Source organism: Sphingobacterium sp. FBM7-1, from assembly GCF_020687765.1.
GTDB lineage: Bacteria > Bacteroidota > Bacteroidia > Sphingobacteriales > Sphingobacteriaceae > Sphingobacterium.
Window position 1 is genome coordinate 314,719 of sequence record NZ_JAJEWJ010000003.1, and the last position, 23,159, is coordinate 337,877.

18 protein-coding genes are annotated in these 23,159 nt (G+C 41.2%); 2 read left to right on the top strand and 16 right to left on the bottom strand.

Going from position 1 to position 23,159, the window contains the following annotated elements; all coding sequences use genetic code 11:
- Window positions 1-34 precede the first annotated feature (34 nt).
- Window positions 35-655, top strand: a complete 621-nt coding sequence (locus tag LKO28_RS08130) for a DUF305 domain-containing protein (RefSeq protein WP_227694333.1) — start codon at window positions 35-37, stop codon at window positions 653-655.
- 28 nt (window positions 656-683) lie between these two features.
- Window positions 684-1,019 (top strand): four-helix bundle copper-binding protein, encoded by a 336-nt coding sequence (locus LKO28_RS08135; protein WP_002993225.1) that lies wholly within the window; start codon window positions 684-686, stop codon window positions 1,017-1,019.
- Between the two features lie 152 nt (window positions 1,020-1,171).
- Here LKO28_RS08135 and LKO28_RS08140 read toward each other — a convergent pair whose 3' ends face one another.
- From LKO28_RS08140 to LKO28_RS08215, 16 genes are all read right to left on the bottom strand, one after another.
- Window positions 1,172-1,999: an RteC domain-containing protein gene (locus tag LKO28_RS08140; protein WP_002993221.1), complete on the bottom strand. Its 828-nt coding sequence runs from the start codon at window positions 1,997-1,999 to the stop codon at window positions 1,172-1,174.
- 65 nt (window positions 2,000-2,064) lie between these two features.
- Window positions 2,065-4,551 carry a multicopper oxidase domain-containing protein gene (locus tag LKO28_RS08145; RefSeq protein ID WP_227694334.1) on the bottom strand — a complete coding sequence of 829 codons (2,487 nt, stop codon included), beginning with the start codon at window positions 4,549-4,551 and terminating at the stop codon, window positions 2,065-2,067.
- Window positions 4,552-4,596: 45 nt separating this feature from the next.
- A complete protein-coding gene (locus tag LKO28_RS08150) occupies window positions 4,597-6,750 on the bottom strand; it encodes a heavy metal translocating P-type ATPase (RefSeq protein ID WP_091097022.1) in 2,154 nt (717 codons plus the stop codon).
- 36 nt (window positions 6,751-6,786) lie between these two features.
- Entirely contained in the window at window positions 6,787-7,641 is an 855-nt protein-coding gene (locus LKO28_RS08155; protein WP_091097024.1) for a restriction endonuclease, read from the bottom strand.
- A 45-nt stretch (window positions 7,642-7,686) separates the two neighbouring features.
- Window positions 7,687-8,748: a class I fructose-bisphosphate aldolase gene (locus tag LKO28_RS08160; RefSeq protein WP_227694335.1), complete on the bottom strand. Its 1,062-nt coding sequence runs from the start codon at window positions 8,746-8,748 to the stop codon at window positions 7,687-7,689.
- 12 nt (window positions 8,749-8,760) lie between these two features.
- Window positions 8,761-9,774, bottom strand: coding sequence for a type II glyceraldehyde-3-phosphate dehydrogenase (locus LKO28_RS08165; protein WP_091097028.1), 1,014 nt, complete (start codon window positions 9,772-9,774; stop codon window positions 8,761-8,763).
- Window positions 9,775-9,842: 68 nt separating this feature from the next.
- Window positions 9,843-10,409 carry a DUF305 domain-containing protein gene (locus LKO28_RS08170; protein ID WP_214649527.1) on the bottom strand — a complete coding sequence of 189 codons (567 nt, stop codon included), beginning with the start codon at window positions 10,407-10,409 and terminating at the stop codon, window positions 9,843-9,845.
- A gap of 2 nt (window positions 10,410-10,411) precedes the next feature.
- Window positions 10,412-10,885 (bottom strand): heme-binding domain-containing protein, encoded by a 474-nt coding sequence (locus LKO28_RS08175; RefSeq protein WP_227694336.1) that lies wholly within the window; start codon window positions 10,883-10,885, stop codon window positions 10,412-10,414.
- A 23-nt stretch (window positions 10,886-10,908) separates the two neighbouring features.
- The gene (locus tag LKO28_RS08180) at window positions 10,909-12,492 is read right to left on the bottom strand and encodes an efflux RND transporter periplasmic adaptor subunit (protein WP_227694337.1); all 1,584 of its coding nucleotides are present in this window, start codon (window positions 12,490-12,492) and stop codon (window positions 10,909-10,911) included.
- Window positions 12,493-12,517: 25 nt separating this feature from the next.
- Entirely contained in the window at window positions 12,518-13,984 is a 1,467-nt protein-coding gene (locus LKO28_RS08185; RefSeq protein ID WP_227694338.1) for a TolC family protein, read from the bottom strand.
- Entirely contained in the window at window positions 13,971-17,822 is a 3,852-nt protein-coding gene (locus LKO28_RS08190) for an efflux RND transporter permease subunit (RefSeq protein WP_227694339.1), read from the bottom strand. Before LKO28_RS08190 ends, LKO28_RS08185 begins: the two co-directional genes overlap by 14 nt.
- 93 nt (window positions 17,823-17,915) lie before the next feature.
- The gene (locus LKO28_RS08195) at window positions 17,916-18,488 is read right to left on the bottom strand and encodes a DUF3347 domain-containing protein (protein WP_227694340.1); all 573 of its coding nucleotides are present in this window, start codon (window positions 18,486-18,488) and stop codon (window positions 17,916-17,918) included.
- Window positions 18,489-18,512: 24 nt separating this feature from the next.
- Window positions 18,513-18,860, bottom strand: a complete 348-nt coding sequence (locus tag LKO28_RS08200; RefSeq protein WP_227694341.1) for a hypothetical protein — start codon at window positions 18,858-18,860, stop codon at window positions 18,513-18,515.
- A gap of 87 nt (window positions 18,861-18,947) precedes the next feature.
- Complete coding sequence (locus LKO28_RS08205; RefSeq protein ID WP_227694342.1) at window positions 18,948-19,514, bottom strand: DUF3347 domain-containing protein; 567 nt, start codon at window positions 19,512-19,514, stop codon at window positions 18,948-18,950.
- 877 nt (window positions 19,515-20,391) lie between these two features.
- Entirely contained in the window at window positions 20,392-22,425 is a 2,034-nt protein-coding gene (locus tag LKO28_RS08210) for a heavy metal translocating P-type ATPase (RefSeq protein ID WP_227694343.1), read from the bottom strand.
- 5 nt (window positions 22,426-22,430) lie between these two features.
- A complete protein-coding gene (locus LKO28_RS08215) occupies window positions 22,431-23,150 on the bottom strand; it encodes a transglutaminase-like domain-containing protein (RefSeq protein WP_227694344.1) in 720 nt (239 codons plus the stop codon).
- Window positions 23,151-23,159: the final 9 nt, after the last annotated feature.

A 23,159-nucleotide genomic window follows, 5' to 3' on the forward strand; every position in this document is an offset into this window, starting at 1 on the left:
GAGAAAAGGAAATTGATAATAATAATATACATCTATGAAATTAGCGATAAAAATAATGGCAATGGCAGGAATACTGTTATTTATCCAAGCGTGCGATAAGGACGATATCCACAAAATCAAAATCCAGAATCACGATGACAATGAAATGATGACTATCATGCACAACATGATGGATGAGATGATGGCCATGCAAATGCCCCCCGACCCTGATAATGCTTTTGCTCTGATGATGCGAATCCATCATCAGGGAGCGATCGACATGGCAAATAAGGAACTGCAATCCGGCGATGATGCGCAAATGAGGGAGATGGCCCAGAAAATAATTAAAGACCAGAAGGCTGAGATTCAAGAATTAACCACATTTCTCAATGGTCACGTACCGCATCTAAATGTTCCCGAATTTGTTACAGAGCAGATGAAAAATATGGAACGCTCAGGCAGAGTGACAGATCTCCAAATCATTAATGGAGACACGGATCACGATTTTGCCATGTTGATGATTCAGCATCATCAAAATGCAATTGAAAACGCAAGATTGGAACTTATTTACGGACACGAAAGTGCTATGCAGACAATGGCAAAAAATATTATTGAAAAACAGGATCAGGAAATCTCGGAGATTCAAACCTGGTTATTAGCTAATAAGAATAGATAAATAATTTCTCACTTTAAACAATAAAATTATGTCACATCAACAATTTCAAAAATGTATTGACGAATGCTACGCCTGTGCTGTAGCTTGTAACCATTGTGCAGCTTCTTGCTTGCAAGAGGACAATGTAAAAATGATGGCTCGATGTATCCAGCTTGATCTGGAATGTGCAGCCATATGTAGAGCCGCAGCCGAACTCATGAGTTTGGGAAGCCAATATAGCCGTCACCTTTGCAAGCTATGTGCGGAGATTTGTAGAGCGTGTGGAGATGAATGTGCTAAGCATGATATGCAACATTGCAAAGAGTGTGCGGATGCTTGCTACAAATGCGCAGAAGCTTGTGAGCAAATGGCAACGGCGGTATAATCTCATTATTGGTAGAAGTCTAAAAACCTCCAATGAATTCAAACTGGGTAAAGAATTTCAGGACCGTTTCCATTTGTAAACGATAGTTAGGGAAAGAGGAAAATGGACTGGCTCCTTCGCCGAATAATGATCGACAAAATCGTCTTTTGATTTTATATTTCGTCCTGTTCTTCCATTTTTTTAATCAAAGCATCACGTAAGCTGTCAAGGAATTTCGTTCGGTTCAGCTTTCTTGCTTTGAGTTCCAAAAATGTATGGTAAAAATCGCCCAAATCAACATTAAAACTGTTTTCAAAAAATCTGACTATGGTTATAATATCTGTATTCCCATTATTGAAGACGGCTTGAGAATGCAGTCCGTAAATCAATTCCGTTAAAGCCGCTTTGCTTCCCGTCCAACTTAATGTTGGTAGGTCTATTGATTTATCTTTATAGATTATGTTGTGAAGTTGGTCTTCAAGATAAACTTGAATCAGGTCATTGGCAATTATTTTTGCCGCCTTATAATCGTGGGATGTAGAAAACCGGTGGTCGGTTTCAAAATAAACCGTGTCCAAACTTAACTTTATATCGTGTTTGCCCCGAACAAATAACTTTTCATCTACAAATGAACTGCCTGTTCGGTAATATTTATAGAATTCAAGGTTACTCTCAAAATACCGTTTGAGTTTCCTTAGCTCACCATTAATGTATTTCCTAATAGCTTTTATATCATTAGGTTTTTTTGTCTCTATTTTATAGATAGCGTTATAGTAAATGAGTTTTGCAACAATGACTGGTTTTTGATATTTGAAAAAGTGGATCTCTTCATTTATACTATCAAAGCCATTTTTTAGTGTATATTCCTTTATTTCGGAAAGTCTCGATAATATCAACTCGATAATAACTTCATACAAAGCTATGGAACCATCCAGTTCAAGAGACACCTCTTTTATTTCATCTTCTAGTTTCTTTATTATTTCCTCGTAATAATTGCTCATTAAGTAACATTTTTAATTCATCAAAAGAGGTCGGATTCTAAATCCGACCTCATAGAAAGTCAAACTTAATAGGACAAATTCAATCCGAACCCCCAGCCCATATCGCTGTCATAATGGGTAGTAGCGGCAATGTTTCTGGTCAAAATGTATTTTAGACCACCCATATACTCTTTGTCTGTATTTACCATAAATGCCCCTCTCAATCTTGCAGTCAAAGGGATATCCTCCCTTGCTAATTGGAGACGAACAATGCCATCTGTATATACCTCGGCTTGAAAATCGACCAGCATAGGTAAAGTGTAAACGAAACCTGCACTTAGTTTGGCTCTTTTATTTTTCGTGTTTTTCTGTCCGAACATATTCTTTTCAATCTCATGGCTGCCAAATTCCCGATATCTCCAATCGAAACCTACAAAAGGCATAAACCACTGCATTTTTCCGATATATCGACCGAAGTGCGTTTCAGTTTCATATCCATGGCGATTATTATAACCTAATCTCCATTCGGTACTAAGTTTCCAGCGTGTATTTTGAAGCATTGCCTGCCCGTCGTTACCATTTGTAGCAAAGTCGTTCTCAGCCATAAAATGCCATCCATTGCTCTCTTTTTGCAGTTTTTTATATGCTTTTTCTTTGTTAGGCAGATTTGGGTTTTGATAATCACCTACTGCAAAAACCCGGTTCATACCTGCCATCATATGATACATAATATGACAATGGAAGAACCAGTCACCCTCGGTATTGGCGGCAAATTCAATGATATTCGTCTCCATAGGCATGATGTCAATGACATTCTTTAGCGGGGACTGTATTCCATTACTATTTAGGACACGGAAATCAAATCCGTGGAGATGCATTGGATGCCGCATCATGGAGTTGTTGAACAGTTTAATCCTGAGAATTTCTCCTTTCTTGACAGGAATCTTATCCACTTCGGAAAGAACCTTGTTATCCATGCTCCAGACATACCTATTCATGTTCCCTGTGAGCGTAAAGGTCACTTCTTTTACCGGTTGATCTTTTGACAGTTCGGTATTGTACGGTGATTTAAGCATGTCGTAATTTAAGGTAACGATGTCAGAACTTGACATATCATGAGCTGAGTGATCCATTGAGGAGTCCATTTCCATTTTATCCATCGCTTTATTACCATTTTTATCACCTGTGATCTCGGGATACATTACCGAATTCATGTCCATCTTTTGGAGACTCATTTTCATCCCCATGTCCTTCATGTCCCCGTTCATTTTCATCATGTCATTCATCATCTTCATGCCCTCAAAGTATTTAAGTTTCGGAAGTGGGGGATGTGGTACTTTCGTTCCTTCTCCGATATAAATCGATGCAGATTCGGTGCGATCTTCAGGGGTAACCAATAGCTCATAGGAATTATTTAGCTCAGGAATGGTAACTATAATATCGTAAGTTTCCGAAACACCCACGATTAGCCTATCCACTTCAACCGGTTCGACATCATTCCCGTCACTGGCAACGACGGTAATCTTTCCACCTGCGTAATTGATCCAAAAATAGGATGAAGCACCACCATTAGCGATCCTCAACCGAACTTTGTCTCCCGCCTTAAATTGTGAGAGTTGCTGCCCATCTGCGCCGTTGATCAAAAATTTATCATAATAAACATCACTGACATCCATCGCAAGCATACGTTTCCACTCGTTTGTAACTTTCGTTTTAAAATGTCCTTCTTTTATAGCTTCCAGATAACTTTGGGTTGTCCCTTTCTTAATTGCAAACCAGTCATTGGCATTATGAAGCATCCGGTGGACGTTATCTGGATTTAAATTGGTCCACTCACTTAAAATCAAAGGAACTGTAGGTAGATCATCAATACCTTTCCTGAATGTGGGATCATCCTCACGTTTATTCATTATGAAAGAACCATACATACCTATCTGTTCCTGCATGCCGGAATGCGAATGGTACCAATGCGTACCATGTTGGATTATCGGAAAGTGATACGTATAGGTAGAATTTGGCTCAATGGGCTTTTGGGTCAACCAAGGAACACCATCTTCTTTGTTGGGCAGCATTACACCATGCCAATGCAGGGATGTGGCTTCGTCCATCAGGTTGTGCACCATAATCTCTGCCGTGTCCCCTTCAGTAAACGTCAATGTGGGCATCGGTATCTGTCCATTAACTGCAATAGCTCTTTTGGATTTTCCGCCATAGGTAACAATGGTGTCTTTTACATATAAGTGGTATTTTACAACCTTCCCGCCACCAATTATCTTCGATGGAAGCATTGGAACATTTTCATGAGCTTGCTTGTTCATATTCATCTCTCCGTGGCTTTCGTTACCCTCCATTTTTTTAGGGACAAGTTTCATCCCGCATTTGGGACAGTTTCCCGGTTTATCGGAGAGTATTTCTGGATGCATTGGACAGGTGTATACCTTTTGTTGTTCCTTTTCCTCCTCATTTACATTTACTTGTGGATTATCCATTTTATGCTTATGGGTTGAATGTGCTGACTGCGCGCTACTGCTTATCGTAATAAGCATAAGTAGCATTATTAAATTATATCTCATAACATATTGTTTTTGTTATATTCGACAAGAGATTGATTACCTCCATCATTTTAGCGGTTTTAATTTTAAGAGGCTTGCATTAATCGCAACCACAATTGTACTTACACTCATCAAAACCGCACCCATTGCAGGACTTAGAACGAAATCCGGATAAAGCACACCTGCTGCAAGCGGAATGGCTATCACATTGTAGCCAACTGCCCAAAGCAGATTTTGCACCATCTTTTTATATGTCCGTTTACCGAAGTCAATCATTTTTACTACATCTCTTGGGTCGCTGTTTACCAGAATAATATCGGCTGTTTCGGCTGCTACATCCGTACCCGAACCTACTGCTATACCTACATCTGCCTGTGCTAATGCAGGTGCATCATTCACGCCATCGCCGGTCATCGCAACCACTTCACCTTTGGCTTGATATTCCTTTACTTTTTCCTGTTTTTCGTGAGGCAATACATTGGCGATATAACCGTCCATTCCTAATTGTTCAGAAACCGCTTTTGCAATTTTCTCATTGTCGCCTGTAAGCAAAATGGATTTGATGTTCATCTTTTTTAACTGGTCAATGGCTTCTTGCGAACCCTCACGAATACTGTCTGCCAACGTGATAATACCGATGACTTCACCGTCAATAAAAACATAATTGACTGTTTCAATGCTTTGATTGATTTCTTTTGGAGTTTCGGGTTCTGTAAGGTTGTTCTGCTTGAAATAATTAGGTCCTGCCGCTACAACTTCTTTTCCGTTTACAACTGCTTTTACACCTATACCTGCCATATAGCTGAAGTTTTCCGACTTCCATAGTTCAAGGTTTCTTTCTTTCAACGTTTTTAAAATACCTTTTGCAATGTGGTGTTCGGAATATTGCTGAACGGCTGCTGCATATTGTATCATTTCATCGGCAGCATATTTATCGGTTAATGGGATAACTTTTTCCACTGCGTGAGAACCTTTGGTAAGCGTTCCTGTTTTGTCAAAAATAATGGTGGATAAGTTGCGTGTGGTCTCAAATGCGGTGCGGTTGCGAATAAGTAAACCATTGGTTGCCGAAAGCGTTGTAGAAATGGCAACCACCAGCGGAATAGCCACACCCAAGGCGTGGGGACAAGCCGTAACCATTACCGTAACCATTCTTTCCAATGCAAACGCAATATCTCCGCTACTGCCAAACCAATAAATAAAGGTGATAACCCCAACCGCAATAGCGATATAAGTGAGCCATTTGGCTACTTTATCGGCAAGGTTTTGCGTATTCGATTTTGCTGCTTGTGCATCCTGAACTAAATTGATTACCTTATTGAGGTAACTGTCTTTGCCCACTCCGGTTGCCGTAACCCGCAAAGCACCTTCACCATTGATAGAACCTGCAATTACTTTTCCGTCCTTTTCTTTCTTCACCGGAACACTTTCGCCTGTGAGCATACTTTCGTTCACATAAGAAACTCCATCGACAATGGTTCCATCGGCAGGAATTTTTTCACCGGGTTTGATGATAATGGTTTCACCGTTTTTTAGGTCTTCGAGTTTTATTTTCAAAGCTTCTCCGTGTCGTTCCACCGTAACATCGTTTGGTAATAGAGCGACCAAAGACTGTAAGGCTTTTGAAGCCGCCATTGTAGAACGCATTTCTAACCAATGCCCCAAAAGCATAATCACGATAAGGGTTGCCAATTCCCAAAAGAAATCCATACCGGGCAATCCAAAAACAACGGCAACTGAATAGATGTAAGCAACCGAAATAGCGATGGCTACCAAGGTCATCATACCGATGGCTTTGGCTTTGATTTCGCCTACCATTCCTTTCAGGAAAGGCATTCCGCCATAGATGTAAATGATAGTTCCCAATGTCAGCAGTACATATTTATCTCCCGGAAAAGCAATCGTAAAACCGAACCAATGCTGTATCATTTCCGATAAGAGTAAAACGGGAACGGTAATGATTAAACTTACCCAAAAACGTTTGAGGAAATCGTGGGTGTGATGTCCTTCGTGTTTGTCGTAGCCACTATCGGAATGATGATTATGGTTTTCACTATGATGCGAATGTTCTTTGTGGTCGTGATGTTGGTGGTGTCCGTGATGGCTGTGAGCTTCTTTTTTTGCTCCTCCCATCGGAACTAAATCCATTCCGCAAAGCGGACATTTCCCTGGTTCGTCCTTCATCACCTGCGGGTGCATGGGACATGTGTATCTTTTCATATTATATGATTTAGAGTTTAAAATAACAGTTGTACATTATATTAAAGTGTTAATGGCGCTACATAATTTTAGGGAATCATCTAAGATTTTCCTCTGCCTTGACTCATTTATCCCCAATTGCTCTAACAAGATTGGATTTTCGTATACTTCTTTGCAAAGTACGATTCCTTTGTCCAACAGCTGTCTTTTTTCAGTTTTAGTGAGAGTAGCCAATGCTGTTAGAGGATACAGACCAGCTTTATCAATTCTCGCCTTCAATGAATTTTGCGGGGGATAATCCCAGCTAACAAGCATTAAATCAACGCAGGTTCCATACTGAATTGCATCGGTGGTGAAACGGGTATTGGTATAAAGCCCTCCCCGGTGGAGTTTAGTGTCATGTCCAACTTGACTCTTCCATCGTTGCTTTACGTCCACGAACCTCGATTGAACATATAGCGGGGTCTTTACATTACAGAATCGTCCTTGACTATTGTGATATTTACATTCAATCATATAATGGTTGTTCTCCTTTTCTGCGATCACATCTATTTCGTGTGAAACACAGTCCCCCTGAACAATAACACCAACCTGAGTATTAAAACCTTCGAATTCCATCAGTTTACCTACCAATTTTTCAAAAGGAAAGCCCGTTGAACCTAATTCCATCAGGGACTTCTTCAGATTATATTTTGAAGCACTTATCCGGGATCTGCTTTTCAGCATATTAAAAGCCATCTGATAGATCTTTTTGGTGGTCATCCCTTCTTCAACTTGATCAACGATATTACGAGCCACATGCTGGACGAGATTCTCATCTGCTTGCGATCGCCGAAGAGAATTAATAAGCTTGTTCATATCGAAATCCTGCAATTCCCCTGAGTATTTTTTTATTTTTACTGTTTTCATCATTCCTGTTTAGGTTTTCTGGATGAAGATGAGCATTTGGGTCAAAACTTATGCAACCGTAATCTTATCTTCCAAATATACTTGCTGGACAGTTTGTAATAGTTCGACCCCCTGACTAAAAGGTCTTTGAAAAGCTTTTCTTCCCAATATCAATCCGGAACCTCCTGCACGTTTGTTAATTACTGCTGTCGTGACAGCGTCAACGATATCTGATGCTCCTTTTGAACCACCCCCGGAATTGACGAGTCCAATTTTTCCCATATAACAGTTGGCAACCTGAAATCTGCAAAGATCAATAGGGTGATCCGTTGTAAGAATATCGTACATCTCATCGTTATATTTGCCAAATTGCAGGTTCTTAAAACCATAATTAGCGTCCGGTAATTTTTGTTTTATGATATCTGCTTGTATTGTTACCCCTAAATGGTTGGCCTGCCCGGTCAGATCCGCTGAACTGTGATAATCATTTTCATCGGTTTCGAATGCTTCGTTGCGGGTATAACACCAAAGGATAGTTGCCATTCCTAAACCATGTGCTTCCGCAAAGGTTTCTGCTATTTCCTTTATTTGCCGATCACTTTCATGAGAGCCAAAATAAATTGTAGCGCCAATCGCCACGACACCCATATCCCACGCTTCCTTAACCGTTCCAAACAAGGTCTGATTATAAGTGTTCGGATAGGTCAAGAGCTCGTTATGATTGATCTTGACAATAAAAGGGATTTTATGTGCGTACTTTCTGGCGTAAAGACCAAGTCCACCGAAGGTTGATGCTACGGCATTGCATCCTGATTCAACGGCGAGCCTGATGATATTTTCAGGATCAAAATAATCGGGGTTTTTATGAAACGAAAAAGCTGCGCTATGTTCAATACCTTGATCAACAGGAAGGATACTCAGGTATCCAGTTCCGCCAAGATTTCCGTGGTTATAAAGTTGAGAGAGACTTCGTAATACCTGTAAGTTACGGTTACTATTCACAAATACCTTATCAATGGAACTATTATCAGGTAAATGCAATTTATCCTTCGTAATCTTTTTACTAATATGATCTAAATAATAAGAGGCGTTGTCGCCTAAATGACCAACAATATTTTTATACATGTCCATAATACCTGTTCTTTAATTAATTCCAAGGCTTTTGTTTGTCCTGATAATCGACTGTTCAGCACTGGGTTCAATCCCTGTCAGTGCTCTTATCGCATCAATGGTTTCAGGAATTACGATAGCCTGATTATCTACCACATAGGCATAAAAAAGTTCATCACCCTGCACCTTCAGCATATCTTCCCAGAGGGCGACCTCATACATATCGCCCCAAGGTCTTCCCATATCCAGGAACATCTCTTTTATCGTGTTGTTTGAAACCAATCCCTGATCGTATTGAATCAGTCTAATTCGAGATGATGTTCTAAAAGCTTCCAAAACCTCTTCTTTGCAAGCTGCTTTGGTCATTTTTATGTTCCAGTAGTGCAGATGGCTAAGGGTTTGCGGAACCTTTATAGCTGAGGTAATAACATTCAGGTCAGGATCTACACTTTGTGCATCCGGTCCCTGATGACTAGGAATTTCTCTTTCGGGTACCATAGTGTTCATGATACCGCCCAAATGACTTTCCCAAGGATCGGTGGCTCGTCTTAAGAGTGTTCCTCTGGCATAATCAAGTAAACCCGCTTTCTTTAAGGCGGTGAGTGTTCTTAAGATCGAGGTGGTATTACAGGAAACCACCCTCGTAGCATCTAAATTTAATGCCGATTGGTAATTATTTTCGGCACTGAAAGAATGTCGGGTTACTTCATGCTTTTCACCACCCTGAACGATAAACTTTATTCCTCTTTCCTTATAGGCCTGCACATTTTTGGCTGCCACCTTTTTAGGGGTGCAATCTACCACCAAATCTACTTTGGTGAGAAGTTCAGCAATTCTACCTTTTACTGAAATTCCGCAGGCGTTCATTTCTTTTTCGGCTTCTGGTGTCGATGCATAAATAGCATAGCCTTTGTTTACAGCATTTTGAATTCGCCAATCACTAACGACATCGCATACCCCTACTAAGGTCATATCATTTTGTTTTACTATAGCATCGGCTATCCTTTTGCCGATGACTCCATATCCTATTACTGCTATTTTCTTCATTTCTCTTCTCTTTTGAGTTAGTATTTTAAATTGCTGAAAATTTTTGATTATAATGGATATCGATTGCTTTATTTCAAAGCTCCATCTTTTTGATATTCGTTGTTTTCCAGCTGTTTAATTTTAGCTTTCATGAATTCAATCTCTCGATTTTGAGCAGAAATTATTTCTTCTGCCAGTTTTTTTACTTCCGGATCTTCCAGTTTGCTTTCTTCGACCATTAAAATAGCTCCAGCATGATGTGGGATCATTGATTTAAGAAACTGTATATCCCCCACAGCGGTTTGTTTTCTTATACTGACAAAGAATGCTAATGCGGTGCCGAATCCTACTAAAATTAGAATTGAATTAAGCTTCTTGTCAGGATACATCTTAGCCATCAAAACCAACTCCACAATAAGCATCGGAGAAGCCATTAGTCCTGCCATGTAAAATTGATTGATATTAAAAACCATGTTTGTCAACTGATCTATCATCGCGTACATAAGGAAAAACATGAGTACAAAAGAAATAAGCATCATCCATAAAAGTTTTTTATAGCTCCCTGAATGATGTGAATTCTTATGTTCTATTTTTGGAGTTGTTGATCCGTTGTTCATGCTCTCATGATTCTCCGGCTGGTGTGATGGCGTTTTCATAACTATTTTATATTTAATTGCTTATCAAAGTAATTAATCAACAGTTGTTGCTCCTCTTTGTTTAATCGTGCACCATTGTGCATCCACATATATGACCTCAACGGCATTTTACCTTTCTCGATCTGCTCAACAATCTGCGCGAACTTTGAGTTTATCCTTCTCGGGCTATAATTTGGCAAATCATCAAAGTTCAATTTCTCTTTTCCTTCGGTTATATGATCTGCCATGAACCAACCCAAAGGCTGAACATTGGTGTACCAAGGGTATTGGGTATTGTTGCTATGGCAGTCATAGCATGATACCGACAGGATTGCATTAACTTTTGCATCGACCTTAAATGAATCAACGAAAACCTGACCCGCAGGAACCGGCGATAGGTTCCTTTTGGGGGTTATAAATTGCATTAACACAAACACACTTAACAGAACTGTTAAAATTACTTTGTATGCTTTCGTTCGTTTTCCGTTTTTTTTCATGATCTAATATTAATCAAGTACCATTATCCCCGGTCATAGAGACAGCAACTCGGTAAGTCGTCATAAACCGCCTTGGGAGCCTTGTCCAGCTCTGTATCGTGACCAACATTAGCAATAGCTTTGCTTATGGCACTTTTTGAGGTTACTTTTGAATCGAAATCCAAATGGATAACTTTGGCATTAACATCCCAGTTTGCGGAAATCACTCCCTTGACACTTTTCGCCGCTTTCTCAATCCGGCTTTTGCACATTTCACAATTTCCTGATACTTTCAACATATCATGGGTCTTATTGACATTGGTTTGAGCATCGCCATGCTGATGTCCGGCAGCCGATGCTGCGCCATCGTTATTCATCATACTGATTTTACCTTCCAGCTGGGCACTTGCATCAACGGTGAAAGCTCCCTTGGTCACGATTTCCTCGCCATTTTCCAGCCCCGACATAACAACATATTGGTCGCCCAATGAGGGGCCCAAGACGATCTCCCGAAGTTTAAAAGCAGGCGTGGATGTATTTGGCTGTTTTACGTAAACTATGGAGCGCTTCCCTGTCCATAAAACCGCCGACTTGGGAATGACCAACTCATCGTTGTAGCCCTTTAAAGGAGCAGTGATCCTTGCTGTTGCATACATTTCAGGTTTGAGATTGCGATCCCGGTTATCGGCTTCGACCCTGATTTTTGCCGTTCTTGAATTGGCATCAAGGATAGGGTTAATAAAGGCAATCCGCCCTTTATAGACTTTTCCGGGCAAACTCCGTAATGTATATTCCAGCTGATCTCCCACCTTTAGAAATGGCAAATCTGTTTCATACGCATCAAAAACTGCCCATAACTTGGATAGGTTTGAAATGGTGTACAAGACGCTACCTTGACCGATATAATCGCCCGGATTTACATTTTTTGCTATGACAACACCACTCGTATTCGCATATATATTGACGTAGGGTGAAACTTCGTTGGATGCCAATATTTTGCTTATCTGATCCTCTGACACCTTCCATAAACTTAGTTTCTCTTTCGCGGCATCCAACAGGAGGGGCTGCATATTCTGCAATTTTGCAGCTTCGAGCAATTCTTGCTGGGCCGTCAATAAATCAGGCGAATAGATTTTGGCTATCAGCTGACCTTCCCTTACAGATTCGCCGGTAAAGGTTACATAAAGATTTTCAATACGACCATTGACATGCGATGTTTGGGATTGTTGTAAACGTTCGTCCACCTGAATAGTCCCATACAGTTGGACATCTTTAACAGCGTCTTGGTGGCCGACAACCGAAGTCTGGATATTCGCCAATGCTATGGCTTCTTCTGACATCTGGATGGCGTCATCGTCAATTACGCCATCACCTCCTCCGGATGATTTCAAGGGAATTAGATCCATTGCACATATCGGGCATTTTCCCGGTTTATCCATTCTGATCTGGGGGTGCATGGAGCAAGTCCATACGGTTTCTCCGTCCTCGGTCACTTCCATTTCAAGGTCATGACTGTGATCATGGGACGAGTTCCCGCCAAATATCGCCCAGCCAAGCAGTAGTCCGGACAATAATATAAGCCCGTAAGTTACCGCCTTATTTCTAAAAATATTTTTCAGTTTATTCATTGCTAAGAATTTTAAAATAATTTCATTATTTATGGTCTGCTAATAATTTTTTTATCGACACAACCATCGTATTATAGTTGGCAAGGGCCTCAGCTTTCCTAAGCTGATAATCCAATAATTGCCGCTGCACCTGAATAACGTTGGTCAAGTCACTTTTGCCTGTAACGAACTCTTTTACGATCAGGTTATATGTCGTTTGGGCGAGCGTAGTTTGTTCTTCGTACAGCTTGATGGCACGCTGAGCATCATCCAGTTGGCTTTTGAGACTGTAAAACTCGCTTTTCAAAGTGTTGAAGGTGTTTTTAAAGTTCTCTTCGCTTGATTTTCGCCATAGCCTGCTTTCGTTTTGCTGGGCATTGTATTTTTTACGGAAGAGCGGCAGGCTCACTGAAACCATAGGCATAACCATATCCTTACCGTTCATCCCGTCCATGGCCAGCATTGAATTATTCGTCCTTCCCACAACCATGTATTCCACACCGATACCAATCATGGGATAACTCATTTTCCGATCCATTTCCGCTTTTGCCTTAAATGCCAAGCCTTCTTCGGCAATCATTTCAAGCATGGGGTTGTTTGTCTCAATAACCCTTAGTGCCTCTTCCTCGCTATATAAAAAATTCAGCTTGTGGATCTCTTGTCCCAGCATGACCTTTTCAGTTGCTTCTCGATTCAACAATGCATTGAATTTTGCTTTTTCGGCTTTAATCTGAGCATGTAAACTTTCAATGTTATTTTCAATTTCGACAATTTCCAATTGGATACGAAGCACCTCTGACATACCCGATCCGGAGCCACCTTCCATTGCTCCCATGCCACCACCGGACGGCATACTCATATTCTGATTAGTAGCAGGAGCTGAATTGCCTCCTCCCATACTCATCCCTCCCATACCCGATGAAGCACTAGATCTGGTTGGTGAGGAAGGCGTATTACTGCTTACGACGGGTGCTACACTTGATTGTGAGGTGCTTGAGGGCGCAGAGAATTTCCGTATTGCCAATTGTTCCAATTGTTTTAGAAACACTTGGTTTTCCTGATTATTCTTGAGTTGCTCGTTCAATTTTTGCATCGTGTACCACTGTGTGCTGACCTGAAGGATTAGATTATTTATGGCTTCCCGATACTGTTGATCTTGCATATTGGCCATATGTGTAGCCTCTGTGCGAGCTGCTTTTCTCGTGCCGAACCATGGAAACATTTGCATCAAGCTCACATTTCCAATAGAACGCCCTCCTATAATTTCCATAGGCATCGTATATGCTTTCATGGACAATTCGGGGTCTTGGTATGCTCCGGCTTGCGGAATTTTTTCAAGGTATGCCTCATGCGCATACTTTTGTGATTTTACACCCGGATTATTTTCGATTGCGACTTGTATATAATAGGACAGCGAATCGGTGGGGTAGTCTTGGGCTAAAGCTTGCGAAAAAATGCTTAAGCTTGTTAATACAGCCACGGTTATATACCGATTTATCTTATTCGTTTTCATTCGCTATATTTTTATTATTTTTTCTATTTTCTTTTTTAGTGGCAGATTCCCTCCACCAGCACTGGAATACTGGAACCACAAACATGGTCATGGATTGGATCAGCATGCCGCCGAAAGTCGGGATGGCCATTGGTATCATGATTTCCGCACCTTTACCGGTAGAGGTCAGGACAGGCAGTAAGGCGATCAGTGCTGTAGCAGTGGTCATCGCTGCCGGTCTGACACGCTTTAAGCCTGCGTATATGACTGCTTCCCGTATTTCATCTTTTGTTCTGGGGTTCCGTGCTTCAAATGTATCGTGGATGTATGTTCCCATTAATACACCATCACTCGTCGCCAGTCCGAATAGGGCGATAAATCCTACCCAAACGGCAATGCTGAGATTGATGCTGTGCATCTGGAACAGATCCCTCATATTTGTCCCTCCGACAGAGAAATCCATAAACCAAGGCTGTCCGTAAAGCCACAACAAAATAAAACCTCCTGCAAGAGCTACAAAAACACCGGAAAAATGAATTAACGATGCTGTAACCGTTCGGAACTGAAAGTAGAGAATTACTAAAATGGCTAACAAACTCAGTGGTATAATAAGCATTAGCCTTTTTGCGGCACGTTCTTGCTGTTCATAATTTCCGGCAAACTTATACGTCACCCCGTTGGGTAAATCCAGTTCTCCAGACGCTATTTTTTCCTTTAGGAGTTGATCCGCTTCGTATACTACGTCGACTTCCGCTATGCCACTTTTTTTATCAAAGATTACATAACCCAACAAAAAGGTATTTTCACTTTGGATCATCTGAGCGCCCTTGGCATATTCAACATCCACCACATCCCCCAATGGAATCTGAGCTCCTGTAGCTGTCGGAATGATTATTTTTCGCAACGCATCCGGGTCATCCCGTAATTCTCGTGGGTAGCGCAGGCGAACGGGAAATCGTTCCCGGCCTTCGACTGTAGTGGTCAACGTCATACCGCCGACTGCCGCACTGATTACTTCCTGAAGCTCGGCAACGGTAATACCGTATCTGGCCATTCTATCCCGGTTCAGATGGATTTCGATATAGGGTGCGCCAACAGCCCTGTCGTAGAAAACGGTCGATGGCATAACAGATGGAACATCCTTTAAGGCTGCTTCCAAGGCCTTGCCACCGATTTCAATCGACTCCAGATCCGGACCCGAAACCTTTAGCCCCATCGGAGCCCTCATTCCCGTAGAAAGCATTACCATTCTCGCTTCTATCGGTTGCAACTTAGGAGCGGAAGTCAATCCGGGCAGATGAGAAACATTGACGATCTCTTGCCATATATCGTCGGCCTTTTTAATTTCAGGACGCCATCTGCGGAAAAATTTTCCGCTTTTATCTTCAATCAGACTGTCCCGTGGTATGGAACGGAAACCATCGGAAACAGCATAGGTCTTGTCACCTTTCAACACGAATTCTCCGGAACTGTTTACCTTGAACCTTTCACGATGCCCGTCTTCATCCAGATAAAATTCCGGGATATAATTGATCGTATTTTCAAACATCTGTGTAGGAGCCGGATCAAGTGCAGAATTCACACGGCCCCATTTTCCTACGATAAGTTCGACTTCCGGTATGTTTTGAATACGTTTATCAAGTGTTCTGATCAATTGCAGGTTTTGTTCAATCCCAGTATGCGGCATACTGGTGGGCATCAAAAGGAAAGAACCTTCATTGAGGCTTGGCATAAATTCCTCCCCGATACCGGGAAATGTTTCGGTGGATTTTTGCCAGAAGGCAGTCTCCCGAAATGATTTCCAACCTGTCTTTTCGAAGCCATTTGCAACAAAACCAAAACTCTTCTCTACGCCCATCCATGCTAACATTCCGAATAATAAAGTAATGATAGGGATGGCCATGAATTTCCACCGGTTGGAAAGTGACCAACGCAGGATCTGTTCATAATAGATCACCAATGCCCATAACATTCCCAGGATGGAACCAATGGCAAAGAATACGAACACAAAGTTAAGTGTGGTGCTTGCCTGCGTGCCGAGTGGCAGCCACTCAACCGTCAGGTAATACATCGCTACAAAAAGTGTGATAGCTACATTAACGTAGTTGGCAATTTTTTCTCCTTTCCATCTTGGTGTAAACAGGTTGTTGACTCCGATCAAAGTCAATGCGAACGCGACAAAAACACCTGTATAGATCCAAAGAGCGATACCGGCAACTACCAAAACGTAGTTGGCTATCCGGCGAACTTTACTCCCATTGATACGGATTGAAAATATATAATAAGCCAGTGTTGGCAAGATAATAATGCCCAACACAAACGCTGAAACCAAAGCAAAGGTTTTGGTATAAGCCAAGGGACCGAACAGTTTCCCTTCCTGTGCTTCCATCATGAAAACAGGTAGAAAACTGATGATGGTGGTGAGCATCGCCGTTGACAAAGCACCTGAAACTTCTGCCACGGCACGGGAAATCAGGTTTACAAAGGCTTTCCCCCGACTCTCAACACCCTTGGCTTTTTCTTCATCCATATGGCGCAGTATGCTTTCAATGAAGACGATCCCCACATCCACCATAACCCCGATGGCAATGGCAATTCCCGAAAGGGCAACGATATTCGCCTCGACCCCCATTTGTTTCATGATGATGAAGGTCGCCAATACGCCAATGGGCAAGATACTGGATATAAGAATCGATGCTCGCAGGTTGATCACCAGCACGATCACAACGATAATACAAATCAGGATTTCGTGTGCTAAAGCATTTTCCAGCGTCCCGATGGTTTCCTGAATCAAGCCCGACCGGTCGTAAAACGGAACGACGGTGACTTTTGAAATAGTCCCATCCTCTAATGTTTTTTGAGGGAAACCCGCCTCCATGTCTTTGATCTTCGCCTTGACATTATTGATGACTTCCATGGGGTTGGTTCCATGCCGGGCAACTACCACACCGCCAACTGCTTCCACGCCTTCCTTATCCAATCCACCGCGTCGTGTGGAGGGTCCCAAATTGACAAACCCAACGTCTTTTATCTTTACGGGAACATTATTGCGCACAGCCACTACGGCATCTTCCAGATCCTGGACACTTTTAAGGTAGCCCAATCCACGCACCAGATATTCCGCTTTGTTTATTTCGATCGTCTCTGCACCGATATCCAGGTTGCTGTTTTGGATAGCCGACATGATATCCATTACGGATACATTGTATGCGCGCATCGCATCTGGATTGATATCGACTTGGTATTCTTTTACGAAACCTCCGATGGAAGCCACTTCGGAAACCCCCTCTGATGCTGCCAAATTATATTTGGCATAGAAATCCTGAATCGTGCGCAGCTCATCGGGGTCCCAGCCTCCTGTAGGTTTTCCGGTTTCGGGATTGCGTCCCTCCAGTGTATACCAAAAGACCTGCCCCAAAGCAGTGGCATCCGGCCCGAGCGTGGGCGTTACATCGGATGGTAATGTGCCGGCAGGCAATGAATTCAGTTTTTCCAGAATACGGGAACGGCTCCAATAAAACTCAACATCCTCTTCAAAAATGACATAGAGGAAGGACATGCCGAACATCGAACTGCTCCGGATTGTTTTTACGCCGGGGATGCCCAGTAAGGAGGTCGTGAGTGGATAGGTAATCTGTTCCTGTATATCTTTGGGAGACCTCCCCATCCATTCGGTCGCCACAATTTGCTGGTTCTCCCCAATGTTCGGAATCGCATCGACCGGCACAGGATCGCTCGGCAACGCATTTTGATGCCAATTAAAGGGCGCTGTAATCAGCCCCCATATAAGGACAACCACAAGTAATAACAGTGTTATTACTCGGTTCTCCAAAAAATATTTGATAATTTTTTTAAGCATAACATATACATTGTTTACATTTTAATATCAGATACCAGCCTACAGAAATCGACCGGTACCTGATATTTGAATTTCAAATCTTAATCAGCGTTTTTACTTCAGTTCTTCCTGAACTTCACCACATGTTAGCATATCTTCACCATAGTAAGGGTTTTTGACCTCTTTGCTATCGCTTAACCAATATGCTCCTTTGTTGTCATCGTACATCGAGCAAAAAATCTTGTACATGGGCTTTTCGGTGCCGAATTCTTTTGTTATATCATAAAAATCCTTGCTCAAGATCACTAAATGTTCTCTTTGATGAGCGATATTGCCTATGTTATCACCTATGTGCTCCGAATGTTCCTGAATATCAGCAGCGATGTCATCGAAGGTGCTTTTCTGTTCTGCACTAAAGCCCTCGGTATTAATCTTGGGGAGTGCTTCCAGCATGCCTTTAGCTGCATTTGCGGCTTCTTTATCATTATCGGAAGACAAAGCAAAAGTCAGGTGCTGGTAATGGGAAAAAAGTTCCGAAAAAGTTCCCTGGTCGCTTGCAGCGTTGCTTTCGTTGGATACCGTTGTTTCAGTATGGACGTCGCTTTCTGATTTTTTTTCAGAAGCGCCATTGCATGCTGCCAAGGTCAATACGGATGAGGCTAGTAAGCCTACAAATAAATGTTTCATTGTCATGATTTCTGTTTTTAATAATTAAAATTGATTTATGTAATTTGTATATGTAGTATTATTTTCAAAATATGATACTTCCCCGTTGTTGCCCGTAATTGCTATTATAGCAGTCGCTTTATCTATCTGCTTTTTGGAAAATGGATCTATGGCAACGCGTGTAGAAGGATCTTTTGGAATACGTTCTTTACACATCTGGCAACATCCGTAATATATTTTTCCTTCAAAATTTACCTCAAATTGTTTTTTGCCCATGTATGCATTGTTGACCATGCATACCTCTTCCGACGGAACTACATCGCCCATTTCAAAGGCATTGTGGTCACGGGTATTTGTATTTGAGCTTTTTGAAGTATATGTATTGTCTTGCACCTTTAGTGTAGGGTTATTGTTGCATGAACTAAATATGACTACAATAGAAGTAACGATCCCAATCAATAGACATCTCATAATGGCTGACTAATTTAATTTTTCAATAGTACTACCGCAGGTCAGCATTTTTGAACCGTAATACGGGTTTTTGATATCCGTACTTTTACTTAACCAAGTTGCACCTTTGCCATCGTTGTACATCGGGCAGTTTTGGTAGTACATAGTTGTTTTTTGCTTTGATGCGTTTGCCAATTCATAGACATTCTTAGAAAGTAGGGCAAATGCCCTCCGTTGCTTTACGACGTCTTTCGATTTCGAGATGTTTTCTGTGTTTAAAGACAGTTCCTTCATGACCTTCATCCATACGGTATGCTCTTTGGGAGAAAGTTCACCCATATCCACTGTTTTAATAACTGTGGCTAATTCAGTAGCATTTGAAGATGCTATATTTACATCTGCGTTTATCAAAGCATCTTTTATGGAAAAATACTTGTCAAATACGGCATGTAATTGTGATAAATTTTGTGACGGAATATTCTTTGCTTGAGCTGTTCCACCATGGTTGTGATGTTGCTCGTTCTGGTTTTGCGCAAAGCTGTTTGCTGCGGATAGTAATACGGTGATTACCATCAATATTTTTGATATTGATTTCATTTGGAACCTTATTAAGTATTAAAAATGGTAAATAATCAAAAGCCAGATCTGGCTTTTAATAAAACATGTATTGCGGATAGGTGCAAAATCAACCGATTTCGCACACCTATGGCTATACAGTACTAATTTAACTTATTTTAGGCGGTTGCCAAATGGAAGATTCCCCTGTAGAATAAAAGGGTTCTTTGTATAAAGGGTATGATTTTTTACTTTTAGAAAAAACAGGATTTTGAACGTTCCTAAAAAATGGGGGTGTTGCAGAAAAACTATTAGAAGAGCTGTGGCAGGACGTAGGTCCACAATTTCCAGAGCATTCATTGCTCGTGTCATCCTTAGACTTACAGCAGTCTTTCTCACATTGATCTTCTGAATGATGCTGCTTGTTGGCACTGCAACATGACTTCTCCTTGATAACAATTTCTTTGGAATGCGATTTACACGCATAGGATTGCATTGGGATTATAAAAAAGCCCAATAAGCATATAATCATTAATATGTTTATCCTTTTTAACATGTAAAAAACAAAAAAACTATTGCAAAGATAATGATATTTTTCAAACCGGTTCGTTTTTTTTGAAATAAATGGCAGATAAGTTTCTCTTATCCGCCATTTATTTTTATTCCATGAGCATTATAGTGTCAGTTACATTTCCTGCTAGTGTTCTTTTAAATCTTTCACTCAATAATATCGAATACACCCATACGCCCGGTTACGGGGTTTTCAGAAGCATGCTTCAACCTATATAAATGGTTCTTACATCAACAAGGTTGTCGTCACTGATGTCCAAAGACATTAAGTCGCTTCGGTTGAATACCTTTATATATTTCTTTTTGCGTATTTTCTGTTTTCTTTTCAATACTTATAAATTGACGTCCTTTAAAATTTCATCCGCTGTATTCGTACCGCATTAAGAATAGCCAATAACGCCACGCCCACATCAGCAAAAACGGCTTCCCACATTGTAGCCAATCCACCTGCACCAAGCACCAATACAATTCCTTTTACCACAAATGCCAATGTGATATTTTGCCAAACGATTTTCTTTGTCTTTTTTCCAATATTGATTGCCATTGGGATTTTGCTCGGCTTATCGTCTTGTATGACCACATCTGCCGTTTCAATAGTGGCATCGCTTCCCAAACCGCCCATTGCGATACCTACGTCGCTCAACGCCACAACGGGAGCATCGTTCACGCCGTCGCCGACGAAAGCAACGCTTTCGTCTTTGGCTTTAATTTCTTTAACCCTGTTTACTTTATCTTCGGGCAATAAATCCCCAAAAGCATTATCTATCCCCAACTGCTCCGCTACATACTTTACCACTGTACTTTTATCTCCGCTAAGCATAGTTGCTTTCACATTGAGTTTATGCAATAAACGGATGGTTTTCTCTGCATCTTCTTTGATACTGTCGGCAATCGTAATGTAACCGACAAATTTGTTATCGTAAGCAACGGCAATGGTCGTATAAACGATGCTGTTCGGATCTAAGTCGTATTGTATTCCAAACTTGTTCATCAGCTTGAAATTTCCAACCAACAAGTCTTTACCATTTACGGTTGATTTCAGCCCGTGTCCAGCAATTTCCTCTGTATTTTCTAAGCGGATTGTATTATCCAGTTCCCCCACGTATTCGTGAATAGCTGTCGCTACGGGGTGCGTACTGTGGCTTTCCAATACATTGACCAATTGCAAAATTTCATCTTGAATGAACGCTTTGTCAAATACCACTTCTTGAACCTTGAAAACACCCTCTGTCATTGTACCCGTTTTATCCATTACCACATTTTGGATATTGGAAAGGCTATCTAAAAAGTTACTTCCTTTGAACAGTATTCCGTTTTTGCTCGCTGCTCCAATGCCACCGAAATAACCCAATGGAATACTGATTACTAAGGCACAAGGACAAGAAATAACTAAGAATACCAAAGCCCTGTACAACCAATCCCTAAACTCATAATCAGCTACGAAAAAGTAAGGCAGCACACAGATAGCGACCGCTAACAGTACCACTATAGGGGTATATATTTTCGCAAACTTGCGGATAAATAATTCCGTTGGTGCTTTTTGTGAAGTAGCATTTTGTACCAATTCCAAAATTTTACTCAACTTACTATCCATATATGCGGTTGTGACCTGCACTTGTGCAACGGTATTAAGGTTTATCATACCTGCCAAAACCGTTTCGCCTTTGGCTTTGGTGTCGGGTTTGCTTTCGCCTGTGAGTGCTGAGGTGTTGAACGATGCCGTTTCAGACAATAATTCTCCGTCCAAACCTAATTTTTCTCCCGGTTTCAACTGTATTATTTCGCCGATATTCACGGTTTCCGCCTTTACAGTTAGGGGTTGGTCGTTTCTTAAAACCGTTACCTCATCAGGTCTTTGGTCGAGCAATGATTTGATATTTGCTTTGGCTCTGGAAACCGCCATTGTCTGAAAAACTTCTCCAACAGCATAAAACAACATCACGGCAACGCCCTCGGGATATTCGCCAATGGCAAATGCCCCGATGGTGGCAATGCCCATTAAAAAGAACTCTGAAAAGATTTCCCCTTTTCTGATGCTTTTCACGGCATCTGTCAATACAGGAAACCCAACGGGAGCATACGCAACCACATACCAAATAATCCTTACCCAACCCGTAAACCATTGCTGTGGAAGCCAATGATCAAATGCTATGGCAGCAAGCAACAATACCAATGATATTATACTCGGCAAAAACATTTTAATTGGACTACTCTCACTATGACTGTGGTCGTGTCCTTCATCATCGCCGTGGTCGTGTTGATGCTTTTCATTTACCAGCTCTTTTGCACCTGCTTCGGTGTAAATTTTTTCTTCCAGCGTGCAACAAGTCATTTTGCCTTGTGCATCATACGTATGCTTATGATTTTTGTCTGTATTTGTCATAGCCTTTAATTTTTTAGGTTCGTTACACTTTTATTTCTTATTATTTCTACGTTATTATTCATTATATACCTCACGATATACTGAAAAACAAATCGCTTTAACGCATTTAGCTTTTGCTGATGCTTAGAATAAAATTCATCGGGTGTATCAAAAACGCCAAAGTCCTGATTGATGCCCTTACCCTGAATAAACGTATTGTTGAGGTTCCATTCAATCGGTGGGTTCTCAAAATTATCGGTATAAACCCCGAAACCACAAAATGTGGTTTTGCAATCGCTGTTCTGCTCCTGCAATTTGGTGAGATAGGGTTTATCCAAAATCACACCTTCTAAAAAATACCACTGTTCATTTACCCATACTTCTACCCAGCTATGTAAGATGTTTTGAGGCGAAAGTTTGTACCAAATACCCGTAATAGCTCCTTTTTGCAAGGCTTTGTCAATGGTAAAACCGTGAATGCGGTTAGGTATTCCCGTTGCTCTTAATAACGTCATTAGCAAAGTCGCTTTGGTATTGCACTGTCCATAGCCATCCTGCAATATTTCTGATGCAGGTATATCGTCCGAAACATTGTAGCCAAATTTTATTTCATCCCTGACAAAATTGTAAATGGCTTTAACTCTTGAAACATTGCCCAAATCTTTCCACCCTCTTTGTTCCAATAGCTCTTGTATAGAAACGTTTGAGTAGTCAAGGATTTTTGTTTCTTTAAGATAGTTATCCATAACACATTT